Origin of the sequence: Streptomyces sp. NPDC048254, from assembly GCF_043201895.1 — a bacterium.
Lineage (GTDB): Bacteria > Actinomycetota > Actinomycetes > Streptomycetales > Streptomycetaceae > Streptomyces.
In genome coordinates, this window is the sequence record NZ_JBICZJ010000004.1 from 110,991 (window position 1) to 129,402 (window position 18,412).

At 71.5% G+C, this 18,412-nt stretch carries 13 protein-coding genes; 9 read left to right on the forward strand and 4 right to left on the reverse strand.

Annotation, left to right across the window (positions count from 1 at the left end; all coding sequences use genetic code 11):
* The first annotated feature begins 319 nt into the window (after positions 1-319).
* Positions 320-1,606, forward strand: coding sequence for a cytochrome P450 (locus ACGFZQ_RS13205; protein WP_393840436.1), 1,287 nt, complete (start codon positions 320-322; stop codon positions 1,604-1,606).
* Positions 1,607-1,747: 141 nt separating this feature from the next.
* Here ACGFZQ_RS13205 and ACGFZQ_RS13210 read toward each other — a convergent pair whose 3' ends face one another.
* Positions 1,748-2,734, reverse strand: a complete 987-nt coding sequence (locus ACGFZQ_RS13210) for a methyltransferase (RefSeq protein WP_393840437.1) — start codon at positions 2,732-2,734, stop codon at positions 1,748-1,750.
* A gap of 372 nt (positions 2,735-3,106) precedes the next feature.
* On the opposite strand from ACGFZQ_RS13210, the gene ACGFZQ_RS13215 reads away from it, so the two are divergent.
* The 8 genes from ACGFZQ_RS13215 (at position 3,107) to ACGFZQ_RS13250 (ending at position 12,594) form a co-directional block, all read left to right on the forward strand.
* The gene (locus ACGFZQ_RS13215; RefSeq protein WP_393840438.1) at positions 3,107-3,322 is read left to right on the forward strand and encodes a hypothetical protein; all 216 of its coding nucleotides are present in this window, start codon (positions 3,107-3,109) and stop codon (positions 3,320-3,322) included.
* Positions 3,307-3,618: a hypothetical protein gene (locus tag ACGFZQ_RS13220; protein ID WP_393840439.1), complete on the forward strand. Its 312-nt coding sequence runs from the start codon at positions 3,307-3,309 to the stop codon at positions 3,616-3,618. Before ACGFZQ_RS13215 ends, ACGFZQ_RS13220 begins: the two co-directional genes overlap by 16 nt.
* A 103-nt stretch (positions 3,619-3,721) precedes the next feature.
* Positions 3,722-4,900: an acyl-CoA dehydrogenase family protein gene (locus ACGFZQ_RS13225; protein WP_351737901.1), complete on the forward strand. Its 1,179-nt coding sequence runs from the start codon at positions 3,722-3,724 to the stop codon at positions 4,898-4,900.
* A 9-nt stretch (positions 4,901-4,909) separates the two neighbouring features.
* Positions 4,910-5,755 carry an oxygenase MpaB family protein gene (locus tag ACGFZQ_RS13230; protein ID WP_393840440.1) on the forward strand — a complete coding sequence of 282 codons (846 nt, stop codon included), beginning with the start codon at positions 4,910-4,912 and terminating at the stop codon, positions 5,753-5,755.
* 117 nt (positions 5,756-5,872) lie between these two features.
* Positions 5,873-8,101 carry a tetratricopeptide repeat protein gene (locus ACGFZQ_RS13235; protein ID WP_393840441.1) on the forward strand — a complete coding sequence of 743 codons (2,229 nt, stop codon included), beginning with the start codon at positions 5,873-5,875 and terminating at the stop codon, positions 8,099-8,101.
* 157 nt (positions 8,102-8,258) lie between these two features.
* Positions 8,259-9,824, forward strand: a complete 1,566-nt coding sequence (locus ACGFZQ_RS13240) for a phytoene desaturase family protein (protein ID WP_393840442.1) — start codon at positions 8,259-8,261, stop codon at positions 9,822-9,824.
* 110 nt (positions 9,825-9,934) lie between these two features.
* Positions 9,935-11,044, forward strand: coding sequence for a nitronate monooxygenase family protein (locus ACGFZQ_RS13245; RefSeq protein ID WP_351737890.1), 1,110 nt, complete (start codon positions 9,935-9,937; stop codon positions 11,042-11,044).
* Positions 11,041-12,594 carry an acyl-CoA synthetase gene (locus ACGFZQ_RS13250; RefSeq protein WP_393840443.1) on the forward strand — a complete coding sequence of 518 codons (1,554 nt, stop codon included), beginning with the start codon at positions 11,041-11,043 and terminating at the stop codon, positions 12,592-12,594. Before ACGFZQ_RS13245 ends, ACGFZQ_RS13250 begins: the two co-directional genes overlap by 4 nt.
* A 17-nt stretch (positions 12,595-12,611) precedes the next feature.
* Here the strand turns inward: ACGFZQ_RS13250 and ACGFZQ_RS13255 are convergent, their stop codons facing one another.
* The 3 genes from ACGFZQ_RS13255 to ACGFZQ_RS13265 all read right to left on the reverse strand — a co-directional run bounded on the left by ACGFZQ_RS13255 (position 12,612) and on the right by ACGFZQ_RS13265 (position 18,178).
* Positions 12,612-15,521, reverse strand: a complete 2,910-nt coding sequence (locus ACGFZQ_RS13255) for an ATP-binding protein (RefSeq protein WP_393840444.1) — start codon at positions 15,519-15,521, stop codon at positions 12,612-12,614.
* Between the two features lie 187 nt (positions 15,522-15,708).
* The gene (locus ACGFZQ_RS13260) at positions 15,709-16,725 is read right to left on the reverse strand and encodes a (-)-alpha-amorphene synthase (RefSeq protein ID WP_393840445.1); all 1,017 of its coding nucleotides are present in this window, start codon (positions 16,723-16,725) and stop codon (positions 15,709-15,711) included.
* Positions 16,700-18,178, reverse strand: coding sequence for a cytochrome P450 (locus ACGFZQ_RS13265; protein ID WP_393840446.1), 1,479 nt, complete (start codon positions 18,176-18,178; stop codon positions 16,700-16,702). Before ACGFZQ_RS13265 ends, ACGFZQ_RS13260 begins: the two co-directional genes overlap by 26 nt.
* Between the last annotated feature and the right edge of the window lie 234 nt (positions 18,179-18,412).

Consider the following 18,412-nt stretch of genomic DNA (forward strand, 5'->3'; position numbering starts at 1 on the left):
GTTCGTCGACTGATCGGCGAACGGCCGTGGTTCGCGTAGGACGAAATGTAGGAACCCGGCCCCGGGTCTGACAGGTCCCCGTTCGGGGATCTGTGCCCGTCCTCGCGGTGCGGCCTACGGTGTCGTTGCACTCGATGCGCCGAGGGCGCGCTCGTCCAGCCCGACCGTCGTCCTGCGCGGGCCCGAACTCGTCCGGGGCGACCGGTTCCCCGTGCTCCGGCGACGCGACATCCGGAGCGGACGGCACGACGCGCACGCCCACCTGTCCCAAGTCCGCAGCGCGTGCCCACAGAGCGGCCACACCCACAGGAGGTACCGCGTGACCAGCACCCACAACGAGGCCGTGACTCTCGACGGCGACGGCGGCGCACGTCTGTACGAGCAGGCCGACGAACTCCGTGCCGCCGGGCCCGCTGTCCGTGTGCGCATGCCCGAGGACGTCGTCGCGTGGTCGGTCACCCGCGGGGACATCGCCAAGCAGCTCCTCGTCCACCCGCACGTCTCCAAGGACGCGCGCAAGTCGTGGCCCGGACACCGGCCCGGCGCCATACCGTGGCTGTATCCGTGGGTCGACGTGATCAGCATGTTCACGTCCGACGGCGACGACCACACCCGGCTGAGGCAGCTGACCGGCAGGGCGTTCACGGCGCGCAGGATCGAAGCGATGCGGCCCGCGGTGGAGGGCATCGTCACCGATCTCCTGGACGCCCTGGAGGACCGTGACGCCGACGAACGCGTCGACCTGCGCGCCGAGTTCGCGCACGGCGTGCCCAGCCGGGTCATCTGCGACCTGTTCGGTGTCCCCGCGGACCAGCGGCCCGAGATGCTCCGCGTCATCGGCGCCGTGTTCGCCACCGACGTCACGCCCGAGCAGTCCGAGGCCGTGGGCAAGGACCTCTACCGCGTGATGCAGACCCTCATCGAGACCAAGCGCCGCACGCCCGCCGACGACATGACGAGCCTGCTTCTGACCGCCCACGAGGAAGACGGCGACCGGCTCAGCGAGACGGAGCTCATCTCCACCCTCATCGCGGTGATCGGCGGCGGCAGCGAGACCACCGTCGCCCTGATCGACGCCGCTGTACGCGAACTCCTCACCCACCCCGACCAACTCGCCGCCGTCCTCGCCGAGCCGGCCCGCTGGACCGACGTGATCGACGAAACGCTGCGTCTGCACCCGCCGATCATGCACCTGCCGTTGCGGTTCGCCACCGAGGACATCAACCTCGGTGAAGGCGTCACCGTGCAGGCCGGAGACGCCATCCTCATAGGCTTCGGCGCCCCCGGCCGCGACCCGGACGTCCACGACGACCCGGCCGCCTTCCACATCGACCGCGCCGACAAGCAGCACCTCGCCTTCGGCCACGGCATCCACTACTGCCTCGGCGCCCCGCTCGCCAGGCTCGAAGCCGAAGTCGCCCTGCCGGCCCTGTTCGACCGCTTCCCTCGCCTCACCCTCTCCATCGCCCCCGCCGAACTGGAGCCCCAGCACTCCTTCATGGGCAACGACGTCGTCGAACTGCCCGTCGTTCTGGGCGCCGCGCACCGGCCGGACGGGGCGGGCACCTCGGTGGCCGCCCGGCGGCTCATCGATGGCGGTCGGTGATCGGCGGACCCGCACCTTCCCCCGTCCGACGAGCCGCTCCACGACGCGCCCTGCCTCCGCCCCGGTCTGCGGCACCTCCGCCCGGAGCGGGGCGGCCGCTTCGACCGCCGCCGAGGCAGGGCCCCGTCACCGGCCGGTCGGTCAGACCGCCTTCGCTTCGGCGATGCGCATGGACCCCGAGGCCTCCGTCACACCGGTCAAGCGGAAACCGGCGCCTTCGAGGAGTACGGACAGCTCGCCCACCGTGCGTTCGTGGCCGCGGGTGAGAGCGAGCATGATCACGTCCATCGAGAGCGCCGTGGGGTCCGGCCGCTCGTCGGGCAGGACGTTCTCGATGACGAGCAGTGTGGCACCGGTGGCGGCGGCGTCCCGTACCGTGGCGAGGATGCGCGCCACCCGCTCGTCGTCCCAGTTGTGCAGGATGTGCATCAGGATGTAGGCGTCGGCGGCGGGCACGGCGCTGAAGAAGTCCCCGGCCCGCGGCGTCAGCCGTGGCTGGTCGGGGAAGGACAGCGGGTCGATGACACTCGGCTGGTCGAACAGGACGCCCTTGGCGGCGGGCACGCTGTCCAGGACGGCGCGCAGCAGGTGCCCCCGGCCGCCGCCGATGTCGGCGATCGTGGCGAACGGCGTGAAGTCGTAGGCCTCGACGATCGCCGGGATGTCGGCGGCGGCCTTCGAGGTCATGGCCCGGTTGAAGGTCTCGGCTTCCTCGGAGTGGCCCTGCAGATAGGCCCACAGTCCGCCGGGGTCGAGCACGTCGATGCCCGGTTCCCCGGTGGTGACGGTGTGCGGAAGCTGGGCGAGGCTGTGCCAGTGGAGCGGCAGTCCCATGAGACGGGCGAGGGGACGCGCGCTCATCGGGTGATCGCCACGCAGCAGACGGGAGGCGGGGGTGTGCGCGTATCCGCCGTGCCGCTGCTCGAAGACGTCGTGCGCGGCCAGCAGGCGCAGGACGCGGTGCAGCGCGTCGGGGTCGGTGCCGCACGCCGCCGCGAGTTCACCGACGGGTACGGGGTCGTCGTCGATGTGGTCGGCGATGCCCAGGTCGGCGACGGCCTGGAGGCAGCGTGCGGTGTAGGCGCTGTAGATGTGCGCGTGGATGATCTCGTGGGGTTGCGGTGTCATGACCGGCGGGGCTCCAACTCGGCGGGTCGGCACGTGCGATCGACGTCGGAAACGTAGGAGCGCGTGCTCTGCGGCCGACAGGTCCACGTTCGGGGATCTGTCAGCGTCCCTGTGGTACGGCCGTACGGTGACGACCGGCATCACCCCAGGGCCCGTGACCTTCCCAGGCCCAGGTCTCGGACGGAGAGACGGCCCGATGAGAGCCCACCGCAACCGGTTCGACCGCGGCACGGTGGTGACCGTGCGTGCCGTCGAACCTTCCCGGTACGACGCGCGGCCGGCCGGCACCCGGGACGCCCGCACCCACACCTGGCTGTGGGTCATCGTCCTGCAGTACTCGCTCGTCTTCATGGCCTGCTCCTGGGATACAGCGTGCTCGGCCCCGTGGTCGCCAGGACGAGCCTGGGCGGTCCGGCGGCCTGGGGCGAGATCCTGGTCGCCGAGTCGCTCGGACTGGTCGTCGGGGGCTGCGCCGCGACCCGCTTCACCCCCAGGCGGTCCATGCGGTTCGTCGCGCTCTGCGGAGCCGCGGTCGCCGCCCCCACCCTCGCCATGGCGCTGCTGCCGCTCTGGTGCCGCTCTGGCTGATCTGCGCGTTCTCGTTCACGACGGGAGTGCTGGTGGAACTGATGATGGTCCAGTGGAACGTGGTCATGGCCCGGACCTTCCCCGCGGACCGGCTCGCCCGGGTCGGCTCGTACGACATGCTCGGCTCGGTGGTCGCGACACCCTTCGGGGCGCTGCTAGCGGGCCCGCTCGCGGCCACCATCGGCATCCGCCCGGCCCAGTTCGCCGCGGTGTTCCCGGCCGTCTCGGTGTCGGTCCTCGCCCTGGCACCGAAGGAGGTCCGCACGGACGTGGGCTGGGCCGCGGGCCACTGCTGACCGGAACGGACCGGGTCCCGCACCCGCGCCGCCATTCCCAATTTCTGGAACACGTTCTACGGTGTGCGCCGTCAGGACCGCCCGTGGGGAGCCTGGAGGCGCCGTGCACCTCGACCACACGCCCGAGCAGCAGCGGCTGCGCACCGAACTGCGCGCCTACTTCGCCGGCCTGGTGCCGGACAACGCCTACGCCCGCTACGCCGATCCGGCCGCGCAGAAACGCTTCTACCGGGAGACGGTCCGCCGGCTGGGCACGGACGGCTGGCTCGGCGTCGGCTGGCCCAAGGAGTACGGCGGCCGTGGCCTGACCGCCATGGAACAGTTCATCTTCTTCGACGAGGCCGCCCAGGCGGGCGTACCGCTCCCGCTGATGGCGCTGAACACGGTCGGCCCGACGATCATGCGGTACGGCACCGACGAGCAGAAGTCCTACTTCCTGCCCCGCATCCTCTCCGGCGAGATCGACTTCGCCATCGGCTACAGCGAGCCCGACGCCGGCACCGACCTGGCCGCCCTGAAGACCCGGGCCGTACGCGACGGCGACGAGTACGTGGTCGACGGCCAGAAGATCTGGACCACCAACGGCGACACCGCCGACTGGGTCTGGCTGGCCACCCGCACCGACCCCGCGGCCCCGCCGCACAAGGGCATCACCATGCTCCTGGTGCCGACCTCCGACCCCGGCTACTCCTGCACCGTGATCAACACCCTCGCCTCGCACGACACCACCGCCAGCTACTACGAGAACATCCGCGTCCCCGTCTCCCGCCGGGTCGGCGAGGAGAACCAGGGCTGGCGGCTGATCACCAACCAGCTCAACCACGAGCGGGTCACCCTCGCCGCCCACGGCACCATGGCGATCCGCGCCCTGCACGACGTCCAGCGCTGGGCCATGGAGACCAAACTCGCCGACGGCCGCCGCGTCGTCGACCTGCCCTGGGTGCGCCGCAACCTCGCCCGCACCCACACCCGCCTCGACGCCATGAAGCTGCTGAACTGGCAGATGGTGACCGCCGTCCAGGAGGGCACCCTCACCCCGCAGGACGCCTCCGCCGTCAAGGTCTACGGCTCCGAGGCCCGCCGCGACGCCTACGCCTGGCTGATGGAGATCGCCGGTGCGGCGGGCCCGCTGAAGGAGGGCTCGGCCGGCGCGGTCCTCCACGGCGACCTGGAACGCGGCTACCGCTCGGCGGTCATCTTCACCTTCGGCGGCGGCAACAACGAGATCCAGCGGGAGATCATCTCGTGGATCGGACTGGGGATGCCCCGGGTCCGGCGTTAGTCTGCGGTCATGGAGGGCGATCCCGGACTGTTCACCCCGGACTCCGTGACCTGGCAGGTGCACGGCGACCCGATGATGTGGGTCGCCGGCATCCGCGCGCTCTACCTCCAGGCCCTGCACCCGCGCGCGGTGCGCGGCGTGATGGAGAACTCCGACTTCCGGCGCGACGCCTGGGGCCGGCTGATGCGGACCGCGAACTTCGTCGGCACCACGACCTACGGCACGACGGAGGCCGCCGAACGGGCCGGGGCCCGGGTACGGAAGATCCACCGCATGCTGGGCGCGACCGACCCGGACACCGGTGAGCGGTACGGCGTGGACGACCCCGAGCTGCTGCTGTGGGTGCACTGCGCCGAGATCGACTCGTACCTGCACGTCCTGCGCCGCTCCGGCTTCCCCCTCACCGACGCCCAGGCCGACCGCTATCTCGCCGAGCACCGGGTCAGCGCCCGCCTGGTGGGCCTCGACCCCGCAGCCGTACCGGGGGACCGGGCGGACCTGGCCGCCTACTTCCGGAAGGTACGGCCGCTGCTCGCCGCCGGAGCGGACGCACGCGCTGTGGACGACTTCCTGCTCCGCCCTCCGACGCACCCGCTCCTGATACCGGCGCGCGAGGTGCTGTGGCGGCGCGTGGCCCACCTGGCGTACGCCTCTCTGCCGCCGTACGCCCACGAGCTGTACGGCAGACCGGCCCCCGAACCCGCCGTCGTGACCCGGCGACTGCGTGCCACCGGCACCCTGCTGCGCTGTGTTCCCGCACGTCTGCGCTGGCAACTCCCGCCCAAACACATCCTGCGCGCCATGGCGAGGCTCGGCCCCGGCGCGCGCCCGGCACCGTACAAAGTCGGGCATTAGGTCGCCATACTGGACGACCAGGGGGTGTGTCACGGGACGGGCCGGTTCGGCGCGGCCGCACCTTGACGGCATCCCCCTGGGGGGCGGGGCTGCAGCGACGGGGGGCGACGGCGCGCGATGGGTGACACCAGGCTGGTCCAGGGCCGGTACCGGCTGCTCGACCTGATCGGGCGGGGCGGGATGGGCGAGGTGTGGCGGGCCCGCGACGAGTCCCTCGGCCGGCAGGTCGCCGTGAAGTGCCTCAAACCGCTGGGCCCGCACCACGACCAGGCGTTCACCCGCGTCCTGCGCGAACGGTTCCGCCGTGAGGCGAGAGTGGCCGCCGCCCTGTCCCACCGCGGGGTGACCGTCGTCCACGACTTCGGCGAGGACGACGGCATCCTCTACCTCGTGATGGAGCTGCTGGACGGCCGCAACCTCAGCCAGCTCATGGAGGACAACAAGCACCATCCGCTGCCCGTCGGCGACGTCGTCGACATCGCCGAGCAGGTCGCCGCCGCCCTCGCCTACACCCACCGGCAGGGCATCGTGCACCGGGACCTGAAACCCGCCAACATCATGCGGCTCACCGACGGCACGGCCAAGCTCTGCGACTTCGGCATCGCCCGCCTCGGCCACGACATCGGCCTCACCTCCCGGCTGACCGGCACCGGCATCGCCATGGGCACGCCGCACTACATGTCACCGGAACAGATCGGCGGCACCGAGGTCGACCAGCGCAGCGACCTGTACTCCCTGGGCTGCGTGCTGTACGAGATCGCCACCGGGGCACCGCCGTTCGACCTCGACGACGCCTGGGCGATCCTCATCGGCCACCGCGACACCCCACCCGCTCCGCCCCGCGACCACCGCGCCGAACTGCCGGGCTGGTTCGAGAAGGTCGTCCTGGACCTGCTGGCCAAGCGGCCCGAGCAGCGCCCCTACGACGCCATGGAGCTGGGCCGCCGGATCACCTCCGGGCGTACGACGCCCACGTACGTCCCCACCGTCATCACCGCGCAGCCCCAAATCCGGCCCCCGGATCCGCCGTTCCGCGAGCCCCGGCTGCCGTCCTGGACCCGCTCCATGACCACCGGCCACAAGGCGATCGGCGCCGGCCTGCGCACCACCCCGCCCGACCCCGCGGCCGGGCTCAGCGGGGAGTGGATCGCCCGCCCCGCCAACGGCACCCCCGAACCCCTTCCCGTGGCCCCCGCCCCCGAGACCGTCGCCGCGCTCGCCGGCCGGCACAACGCCGGGCTCAGCCTCGGCCGGCTCGGGCGCTGGACCGAGGCCGGCGAGGTGCACCGCGCGGTCGCCGCCGAGCGCGCCCGCCTCCTCGGCCCCGACCACCCGGACACCCTCGCCAGCCGCTACGAGATCGCCTTCACCCTGAGCCGTACCGGCCGCGCCGCCGACGCCCTGCGCGAGTACACCGAGGTCGCCCGCGCCCGAGAGCGCCTGCTCGGCGCCGACCACCCCGACACGCTCGCCGTCCGTCAGGAAACGGCCTATGTCCTCGGCCAGTTGGGCCGCCACTTCGAAGCCCACCAGGCGTACACGGCCGTACTGGCCGCCCGGCAGCGTCTGATGGGCCCGGATCATCCCGACACCCTGCGCTGCCGGCACAACCTCGCCTTCAACCTCAGCAGGCTGGGCCGGCTGGAGGACTCGTACCGCATGGCCCACGACGTGGCCGTCGCCCGCACCCGCGTCCTCGGCCCGCAGCACCCCGACACCCTGGTCACCCGCTACGAAGTCGCCTACGCACTAGGCCAGTTGGGCCGGTGGGAAGAGGCCCTGGCGACCTACCGCGAGGTCGCCGAGGCACGCTCCCGCGCCCTCGGCCCCGACCACCCCGACACCCTCGCCGCCCGCTACGAGGTGGGCATCAGCCTCGGCCGCCTCGGCCGCAGCGCCGACGCGCTCACCCTCTACCGCGCCCTGATCGACGACCGCGCCCGCGTCCAGGGCCCCGCCCACCCCGAGACGCTGCGCGCCCGCCACGGCCTCGGCGTCAACCTCGGCCGCCTCGCCCGCTGGGAGGAGGCCCTCGCGGAATCCCGGGACGTGTGCGCCATCCGCGAACGGGTCCTCGGCCCCGACCACCCCGACACCCTGGTCAGCCGCCGCGAGGTCGCGGTCGGCCTGGGCTGGCTGGGCCGCTGGGCAGACGCACTGACGGAGTACCGGCGGGTGGCGACCGCCCGGGAGCGCGTCCTGGGGCCGGACCACCCGGACACCCTGGCCAGCCGCAACGACGAGGCGCACTGCCTCGAACAACTGGGCCGAGGAGCCGAGGCCGTGGAGCTGTACCGGCGTGTGGCAGTTCTACGGCAACAGCACGCGTCGGGCGGACGGCCGTGAAACGAGCGTCTCGTCACGGGCACGGGGCTGTGTCGACGTGCGGCTCCGCCGTGCGGGCGCGCCCGGCCGCACAACCGGCACTGTCCGAACGGCCCTCCCCGCGGAGCGAACCGGCACGCCTCTTACCCACCTAGATCATCATGTGTTACGAAGAACCATGCCCCCTGCCACCGAACCATCCAGGACCTACGACGCCATCATCGTCGGCGGCGGCCACAACGGCCTGGTCGCGGCGGCCTATCTGGCCCGGGCCGGGCGCACCGTACTGGTGCTGGAACGGCTGGGCCGCACCGGTGGCGCCGCCGTCTCGACCCGCCCCTTCACCGGCGTCGATGCGCGGCTGTCGCGCTACTCCTACCTGGTCAGCCTGCTGCCGAGGAAGATCGTCCGCGACCTGGGCCTGAACTTCCGCGTCCGCGGCCGCACCATCTCGTCGTACACGCCCGTGGAGCGCGCCGGCCGGCCCACCGGACTGCTGGTCGGCGGCGGCGAACGGCGCATCCGCGAGGCGTTCGAACGGCTGACCGGGGGCAAGGAGGAGTACCAGGCCTGGCAGCGGTTCTACGCCATGACCGGCCGGGTCGCCGAGCGCGTCTTCCCGACGCTCACCGGGCCGCTGCCCTCGCGCGAGGAGCTGCGCCGCCGGATCGACGACGAGGAGGCCTGGCGGGTCCTGTTCGAGGAGCCCATCGGGGTCGCCATCGAGGCGAACTTCACGGACGACCTGGTGCGCGGAGTCGTCCTCACGGACGCTCTGATCGGCACGTTCGCCGACGCCCATGACACCTCGCTGCGGCAGAACCGCTGCTTCCTCTACCACGTCATCGGCGGCGGTACGGGCGCCTGGGACGTACCGGTCGGCGGCATGGGCGCCCTCACCGACGCACTGGCCGCCGCCGCACGCTCGGCAGGCGCGGTGCTCGCCACCGGGCACGAGGCGGTACGGATCGAGACGGACGGCCGGTCCGCCGAGGTCGCCTACCGCACCGCCGACGGCGAGGGCGTCGTCGCCGCCCGGCACGTCCTGGTCAACGCCGCCCCGCAGGAACTCGCCGCCCTCACCGGCGACCCGGCCCCGGAGCCCGCCGAGGGCGCCCAGCTCAAGGTGAACATGCTGCTGAAGCGCCTGCCCCGGCTGCGGGACACCGCCGTCGACCCGCGCGAGGCGTTCTCCGGCACCTTCCACATCGCCGAGGGCTACGAGCAACTGGCCACCGCCCACGCCCAGGCGGCGGCCGGCCGGCTCCCCGCCGCCCCGCCCTCGGAGATCTACTGCCACTCCCTGACCGACCCCACGATCCTCGGCCGTGACCTGGTCGAACGCGGCTACCAGACGCTCACCCTCTTCGGTCTGCACACCCCTGCCCGGCTTTTCGCCGGCGACAACGACGCCGTACGCGCGGAACTCCTCAAGTCCACCGTCGCCCAGCTCGACGCCCATCTCGCCGAGCCCCTCGTCGACTGTCTCGCCCTCGACGCGGACGGCCGCCCCTGCATCGAGGCGAAGACCCCCCTGGACCTCGAACGCGACCTCCGCCTCCCCGGCGGCAACATCTTCCACCGCGACCTGTCCTGGCCCTACGCCCAGGACGGCACCGGCCGCTGGGGCGTGGAGACCCGGCACGCCAACGTCCTGCTGTGCGGGGCGGGCGCGGTACGCGGGGGAGGGGTGAGCGGGGTGCCCGGGCACAACGCGGCGATGGCGGTGCTGGAGGGGGAGTGACAGCCGGCCCGCCCGTGCCGGTGGCCGCCGGAGAATCCGACCGAGCAGAAATCTGACGGAGCATCAGAAAACCTCTTCCGTCGGCCGGTCGACTGCGGCATCCTGCGCCCATGCAGACGGAGCTGAGCAAGACCCTGGGAGTCGAGCACGCCGTCTTCGGCTTCACGCCGTTCCCCGCCGTCGCCGCGGCCATCAGCCGGGCCGGTGGGTTCGGGGTGCTCGGCGCGGTCCGCTACACCGCCCCCGACGACCTCAAACGCGACCTCGACTGGATCGAGGCGCATGTGGACGGGAAGCCGTACGGGCTCGACGTCGTGATGCCCGCCAAGAAGGTGGAAAACGTCAGCGAGGCCGACGTCGAGGCGATGATCCCGGACGGGCACCGGCAGTTCGTGCGGGACACCCTCGCCAAGTACGGGGTGCCCGAGCTGGCCGAGGGCGAGGCGTCCGGGTGGCGGATCACCGGCTGGATGGAGCAGGTCGCCCGCACCCAGCTCGACGTCGCCTTCGACTACCCGATCCGGTTGCTCGCCAACGCCCTCGGCTCGCCGCCCGCCGACGTCATCGACCGCGCCCACGACCAGGACGTCCTGGTGGCCGCGCTCGCGGGCAGCGCCCGGCACGCCGTCAAGCACCGGGACGCGGGCATCGACATCGTCGTGGCGCAGGGCTACGAGGCCGGCGGCCACACCGGCGAGATCGCCACCATGGTGCTCACCCCCGAGGTCGTCGACGCCGTCGCCCCGCTGCCCGTGCTGGCCGCGGGGGGCATCGGCAGCGGCCGGCAGGTGGCGGCCGCACTCAGTCTCGGCGCCCAGGGTGTGTGGCTGGGCTCCATATGGCTGACCGCCACAGAGGCCGATCTCTCCTCGCCCGCCGTGACGCGCAAGCTGCTCGCCGCCGGCTCCGGCGACACCGTCCGCTCCCGCGCCCTGACCGGGAAACCGGCACGTCAGCTGCGCACCGAGTGGACCGACGCCTGGGACGACCCGAGCGGCCCCGGCACCCTCCCCATGCCGTTGCAGGGCCTGCTCGTCGCCGAGGCCGTCACCCGCATCCAGAAGTACGAGGTCGACCCCCTGCTCGGTACCCCCGTCGGCCAGATCGTCGGCCGCATGACCAGCGAACGCAGCGTCCAGGCCGTCTTCGACGACCTCACCCGCGGCTTCGAGCAGGCCGTCGACCGCATCAACCGCATCGCCGGAAGGAGCGCCAAGTGACCAGCACGCCCCCCGCCGGTTTCTGGGCCCAGGCCACCAGCGAACCCGACCGCACGGTGCTCGTCGCACCCGACGGCGAGGAATGGACCGCGGGCCGCCTGCACGCCGCCGCCAACAGACTCGTCCACGGACTGCGCGCCGCCGGCCTGGAACGCGGCGACGCCTTCGCGGTCGTGCTGCCCAACGGACCCGAGTTCTTCACCGCGTACCTGGCCGCCACCCAAGCCGGCCTCTATCTCGTCCCCGTCAACCACCACTTCGTCGGCCCGGAGATCGCCTGGATCGTCTCCGACTCCGGCGCCAAGGTGCTGCTCGCCCACGAACGCTTCGCCGGCCCCGCCCGGCACGCCGCCGACGAGGCCGGCCTCCCGGCCACCCACCGGTACGCCGTCGGCGAGATCGAGGGCTTCCGCCCGTACGCCGAACTCCTCGACGGACAGCCCGAGTCGGCACCCGCGGACCGCGAGCTCGGCTGGGTCATGAACTACACCTCGGGCACCACCGGCCGCCCCCGCGGCATCCGCCGCCCGCTGCCCGGCAGGCTCCCCGAGGCCGCCTACCTCGGCGGCTTCCTCGGCATCTTCGGCATCCAGCCCTTCGGTGACGACGTCCACCTGGTCTGCTCGCCGCTCTACCACACGGCCGTACTGCAGTTCGCGGGCGCGTCACTCCACATAGGCCACCGCCTGGTCCTGATGGACAAGTGGACCCCCGAGGAGATGCTCCGCCTGATCGACACCCACCACTGCAGCCACACCCATATGGTCCCCACCCAGTTCCACCGCCTGCTCGCCCTCCCCGAGCAGGTGCGCGCACGCTACGACGTCACCTCCATGCGGCACGCCATCCACGGCGCCGCCCCCTGCCCGGACCACGTCAAACGGGCGATGCTCGACTGGTGGGGGCCCAGCGTCGAGGAGTACTACGCGGCCAGCGAGGGCGGCGGCGCCTTCGCGACCGCCGAGGACTGGTTGAAGAAGCCCGGTACGGTCGGCAAGGCCTGGCCGATCAGCGAACTCGCGGTCTTCGACGACGACGGCAACCGCCTGCCGCCCGGTGAACTCGGCACCGTCTACATGAAGATGAACACCGGCGGCTTCTCCTACCACAAGGACGAGGCCAAGACGGAGAAGAACCGCATCGGCGACTTCTTCACCGTCGGCGACCTCGGCTACCTCGACGAGGACGGCTATCTCTTCCTCCGCGACCGCAAGATCGACATGATCATCTCCGGCGGGGTCAACATCTACCCCGCCGAGATCGAGTCCGCGCTCCTCTCCCACCCCGCCGTCGCCGACGCCGCCGCCTTCGGCATCCCGCACGACGACTGGGGCGAGGTGGTCAAGGCCGTCGTCGAGCCCGCTCCGGGACACGAACCGGGACCGGAACTCGCCGCCGCCCTGCTCGCCCACTGCGCGGAACAGCTCGCCGGGTACAAGCGGCCCAAGTCCGTCGACTTCATCGCCGAGATGCCCCGCGACCCCAACGGCAAGCTGTACAAGCGGCGGCTGCGCGACCCGTACTGGGAGGGCCGCACCCGCCCGGTGTGAGCACCCTCCCGACGGCCTCAGTGGTGCCGGCGCGAACGGTCCTCCAGGAACCCGGCGAGGCCGGCGGCGTCGGTGCCGATCTTGCGGTAGACACGGGACAGCAGCTGCCGTACGCCCTGCTCGGTGAGGCGCAGCTCCTTGGCGACCACGGCCACCGGGTGTCCCTTGACGGTCAGTTCGGCGGTCCGGAGTTCCTGGGCGGTCAGCGTGTCCGCCTGCACATAGCGCAGCGGCAGCGGGCGCATCCCGGCCGCCGACAGCTCCCCCCTGGCCCGCGCGGCGAGCGCCTCGGCCCCGCAGTGGACGGCTCCTTCCAGCCCCTGGTACAGCCGGTCGGCGGCCTCCTGGAGCCGCCCGTTGCGGGACAGCGCGGCACCGTGGCCGACCTGGGCACGGGCGAGTTCGTAGGCGGCGGGCGACTGTTCCAGGTGGTCGACGGCCTCCGCGTACAGATCGACGGCCGCGGGCCCGCCGGTCACCTCGGCGAGGGTGTGCAGGGCCTGGCCGATGGTGGAGGCGGCCCCGAACTCCCGGGCGCGCCGCACGGCGTCCCGGGCGTGCCCGATCGCGTCCTGGGGAGCGGTGGGGGCGAGCGCGGAGGCGAGCCGGAGCTGCCACGGGCACCAGGCCGGATTGCGCCAGCCCCGAGCGTCCAGCCAGTCCCCGACCGAGGACAGCAGCCGAACCGCTTCGGCGTGCCGCCCCTCCGCCAGGAGCAGTTCCGCGTACACGGTGCGGGGGTCGGGGTAGATGACGGCGTTGACAGGTGCCTCACCGAAGTTGTGCTCGTCGGCGAATACGCGCGCTTCGGCGATACGCCCGCGGGCCAGCAGGGTCTTGATGAGAATGCTCACGCCGAACCACTGGGCGGCCACCACGCCGTCCACCTTGTCGGCGATGCGCAGACCCTCCCGTACAAGGTCCTCGGCTTCGGCCAGGAAGCCACGGCGGTAGCGGATGTAGCCGGCGATGGTCTGGCCGAAGGCCAGGTGGGAGCCGTGCCAGCCCTTGGCCACGCATTCGGCGATCCCTTTGGCGAACAATTCCTCGGCCCGTTGCGGCCGGTCGCCGTACATGAACACCAGGGCGACGGAGAGGGGTACCTCGAACCCCCGGTTCTCGTCGGTCCAGCTCATACCGCCGCACAGGGCCTTCTCGGCATACGAGAGGGACGTCTGCCTCGGTTCGCCGCGCATGGCCGCGTCCCAGGCCCGCAGTCCCAGGATGTACCGTTCCTCCAGGCTGCGACCGGGCAACTGCTCGGCCAGACGTGCCAGGGTCCGGGAGCGGGCGGGCGAGTTACCGTCGTCGGGACGCACCATGCTCCAGACGAACTGATCGGCCTGCATACGCAGTCGGATGCGCGGATTCCTGGCCTGCCGTGCCTCTTCGGCGGCCACGGTCACCGCCTCGGCCAGCTGATCGGTGTGGGCCATGGCCGTCGTCAGCCGATAGACGATGGAGGCACGCAGATCGGGATCGACGTGGGGTTGCGCCAGAGCTTGGCGCAGATGCCGCACCGTGGCCGTGGGCTCGATCAGGAACGTGGCACACGCGAGTTCGTGAAGTACCGCGGCACGGTCCTCCGGCAGGGGTGGCTCCTGCAGCGCGCGGGTCAGCAGACGCCGGGCCGCCTCGGTGGCCCCGGAGCGAAGGTATTCGCGAGCGGCCTCGCGCAGACAGGCGACCGTCTCGGGACGGTCGTCGCAGGGGACTTCCAGGAGATGCCGGGCGGCTTTGGTGGGGCCGTATCCCGCGGCCAGGACGGCCTGCGCGGCGGTGTTGTGCAGACCGGTCCGGAAGCCCGTGCGGATGGACCGGTAGATCGTCGTGGTGATCAGGGGGTGCACGAACCTGAGTTCGCCTTCGGGGCCGTGACCGTCGGCCAGGATCCGGGCCGCGCGCAACTTCTCGGTCGCCTCGACGACGGCCTCGTCGCCGAGCACCGCGATGGTCGCGGCGAGCTGAGGTGAGAAGGGCGACCCCAGCACGGCCGCGGTGTGCGCGAAGCGGACGGTTGCCGTGCCGAGCTGCTCCAGCCGCTCGATCAGCCCAGGGCCCTTGATCGCCGCGGCCAGCTCACGCATCGCGGGCAGGTCGCTCTCGGTGCCGCTCAGTTTCCGCTCGGCGAGTCCGATGGCGAGTTCCACCGCTTCGAAGGGGCTCCCGCCGGTGGCCGACCAGCATTCCTTGCAGAACTGGTCCTCGGCCGCCTCCCCGATCTCGTTCCTGACGATCTTCGCGACGCCCTCGGGGCTGAGCAGCGCCAGGTTGTGGGGGCGGTCCCCGTGATCTCCCACGAGCGTGCGCAGTTCGCTCGCCTCGGAGGGCAGCTCGTCGGGCCGGTAGGCCACCACGATCAGCAGGGGGAGGTCGTCGACCCGTGGTGCGAAGGAGGCGAGCCAGCTCAGTGACTCGAGGTCCGTCCAGTGCAGGTCGTCCAGGAGCAGGACGATCGGAGCCTTCTTCACCGCGAGGCGCGTCATGACCCAGTCGAGGCCTTCGCGTACGCCCGTCGGGTCCGGCGCGGGGGCGGGTCCTTTCGCTTCGAGACCGAGCACGGCGGCGACGGTGTCGTACCAGCTTCCCAGGAAGGTGTGGAGTTCGGCCTCGTCCATCCTCGCCAGTGAGGGCTGCATCAACTGGCGCACCACGCGGAACGCCGAACCCTGTTCCGTCTCGCCGCCCTGGCCCGACAGTACGGTGAATCCGTGTTCCGCGGCCCGGGCGCGAGCTTCGGTGATGAGTGCGGTCTTGCCCAATCCGGCCGACCCGGTGAAGGCGAGCCGTCCCTTGCGCCCTGCTCGTGGCCTGCCGTCCGTGGTGCGGCGCAGCTCCCGGAATGCGGCGTCGAGGGCCTGAAGTTCCCGTCGGCGCTCGATCAACGTCGGTTGGTCCGTGATCGATTGCCGCGGCTCCGTTGCCATGTGCCGTACCGCTTTCTGTCGTTCGGCCTGCGGGACAGCCGAGCGTACGCCTCGTCGAGGTGCGGTAGGCCGGATTGAGCACTATAGGGTGAATCATGAACTGTGGAGGGGAGAATGCCCGGCCAGTGGGTACGGGAGGCTGGATGGACATCTCCGATTGCGCTGTCACCAGAGCGTGCCGGTGACTCTAGGGCACGGCGGGTACCGAGGCCACATCCGAGTACCGCGGCACGGTACGGGACCAGTGGTAACACCCGCGGATCCAGCCGATCATGCCCTCCACGTAGCCCATACCGGCGGCGCTCAACTCCGGTTCGACGGCCTGGTGGAGTTCCAGGAACTCTTCGACCGTGCCGTTGATCTGCTGAACTGCCAGGAAGACGGCGGTCTGCAGAGAGCATCGGTGTTCGCGCTGGCGCGCCAGGGCCAAGTTGATCATTTCGCCCGCACGCTGCTCCTTCACAGCGGAGAACAGGTCGGCCGTCCACACGGCCGCGTCTGCCGACAGCCGGCTGAGTCGCGCCACAACGGGGTGGTGAAGTTCGGCAAGGGGCACTTCGAGCGGCTGGGCGGCCTCGTACAGCGGGTAGAACGGCTCGACTCCCGCGGTCAGTGACCGTATGGAGGTGCAATCCGCGGAACGCAGGAGGAAGGGGTTGTCCTGGGCCACCGCTTCGTACAGCAGCCCGTGCACGTATTCGCGGCTCTTCCAGGCCCACCGCGCGGCCTGTGCCGGTGTGCATCGTTCCCGGACCTGTCGGTGGAGATCGGCCAGAGCCGCTCCGAGGGGAGTGCTGGGCGGTTGGTCGTCCCGCAGGATCGCGACGCTCTCGCACAGCATGGGCAGCAGCCTGCCCGGAGAGCACCGACCGACGTCCTCCGCCAGGTCGTCGAAAACGAACTGGTAGGCGATCTGATTGGCCACGATCTGGAGGAGATCGCAATCCACCGCCGGGCTGGTGTAGGACGCGAGCGCGGCCGGCCGGGTGCGTGCGATCATCGCCGCCACACCCGGTTCGCCGGTCAGACCCCACCTGCTCAGCCAGGCGTCGACGCCGGCGGCGGCCTCGGCTTCATGGGGGTTGCGCTGGAAGGGAAAGGGCATGTGGAGGTGGGTGTCGATCAGGTCGCGGAGGTTGGCGACCGGGGTTTCGTCCAGGACACCGACCGTGATGTCCTCATGTGTTGCCGACAACGTGATCACCTGCCGTTCGGGAGTCCGAGGCGCGAGGGGTGGCTACGGCTCGGGATGCGGGGGAGTCGGCGCGGGGCGTCGCGCCGGACGGCATGCGGGAACGGGCTTCGCAGGCCATGACCAGGGAGCGCGGGCCCAGCGTGATCGCGGGGCGGGGTGTCTGTTCGGCGGCGCCGGGCAGATGGCGCAGGCGCCGGCGGCCGGCGATGGTCGCGAGCGCCAGGGTGACCTCGACCATGGCGAACTCGTCGCCGAGGCACTTGCGGTTGCCCGCGGAGAACGGCATCGTCGCGCGGCGCTGTGCGGTGGTGGGCCGCCCCGGCAGCCAGCGGTCGGGGTCGAAACGCTCGGGGTCGGGGAACCACGACGGATCGTGGTGCAGGAGGTAGGGGCTGTAGAGCACGGTGGCTCCCGCCGGCAGCCGGCACCCGGCGAGTTCCGTCGCCCGGGTGGTGACGCGGGTGAAGAGCCAGCCGGGCGAGGAGTGGCGCAGCGTCTCGGAGACGACGCACCGGGTCTGGACCAGGCGCGGCAGATCGTCGGGGCCGGGCCGGCGGCCGTCGGGGAGGACGGCGTCGAGCTCGGCGTGCAGACGGCGCTCCGCCTCGGGGTTGCGGGCCAGCAGGCTGAAGGCCGCGGCCAGCGCCAGTGCCGAGGTCTCGGCACCGGTGAGCAGCAGCGTGATCAGGTGGTCGTGGATCTCCTGGTCGGTGATCGCCGCAGTCCCGTCGGTGCCGCGCGCGGCCGCCAGCAGTGCGCCGAGCACGTCGTCGCGGTCGGCACCGAGCCGGCGCCTGGCGATCGCCGTGTCGATGATCGCGTGCAGGCGGGAGAGGGCGCGCCGATAGCGGCGGTTGGCGGGGGTCGGGACGCGGAAGAGGAGGTCGACCGGGACGACCGTGCGCAGGAACAGGCCGCGGACGACGTCCGCGAGACAGTCCCGCACCTCGGCGGTCGTCGTGTCGTCCAGCGAGTCGGAGAGCAGGACCCGGCTGATCACGCGGGTCGTGAGGGTCATCATCGCCTCGGTGACGGGCACGGTCCCGCCCGCCTGCCAGGCCTCGCACACCGACTCGGCCTCCTCGGTGACGAGGTCCGTGTAGGCGGCGACGTGGGAGGGGCGGAAGGCGGGTTGCAGCAGCCTGCGTTTGTCGCGGTGGGCCGGCTGGCGGCAGGTGACGAGGCCGTCGCCCATCAGACTGCCGAGCCGGTCGTAGAGCGGGCCCCCCTTGTCGAAGGTGTGCGGATCCATGAGGACCTCGTGGGTCAGCTCCGGGTGGCACACCATCCAGGCACGCTGGGGGCCCAACCGTATCTCGACCAGATCCCCGTGTGCGGGCAAAGAATTCAGAAACGCGAGCGGCCGACGGTAGAAGGCGATACCGTGGCCGATGAGAGGGAATATGCCGGGAGCAGTACCTGTCGTCCATGTTCGTTTTTGTTCAGGCACAGCGCGGTTCATGGAAACCTCCTGCCCGGTGCTACACGTGAAATGAGTGAACCTGTCTCGGGTTGAACGTCCGAGACGAGTCCTGCCCAGGTTTCACGTTCCTCGGTTTCCCGAAACCTTTCTCCAAAGGGGCGCACGGGAGCACGTTGAAGCAGAATCCCCCTGGTCTGGACGACTGTTGATGCGATACGCGGCAACCGGGATTTCCCCGTATCACTCCCGTGCGGTCCCGCCCCATGAGGAACG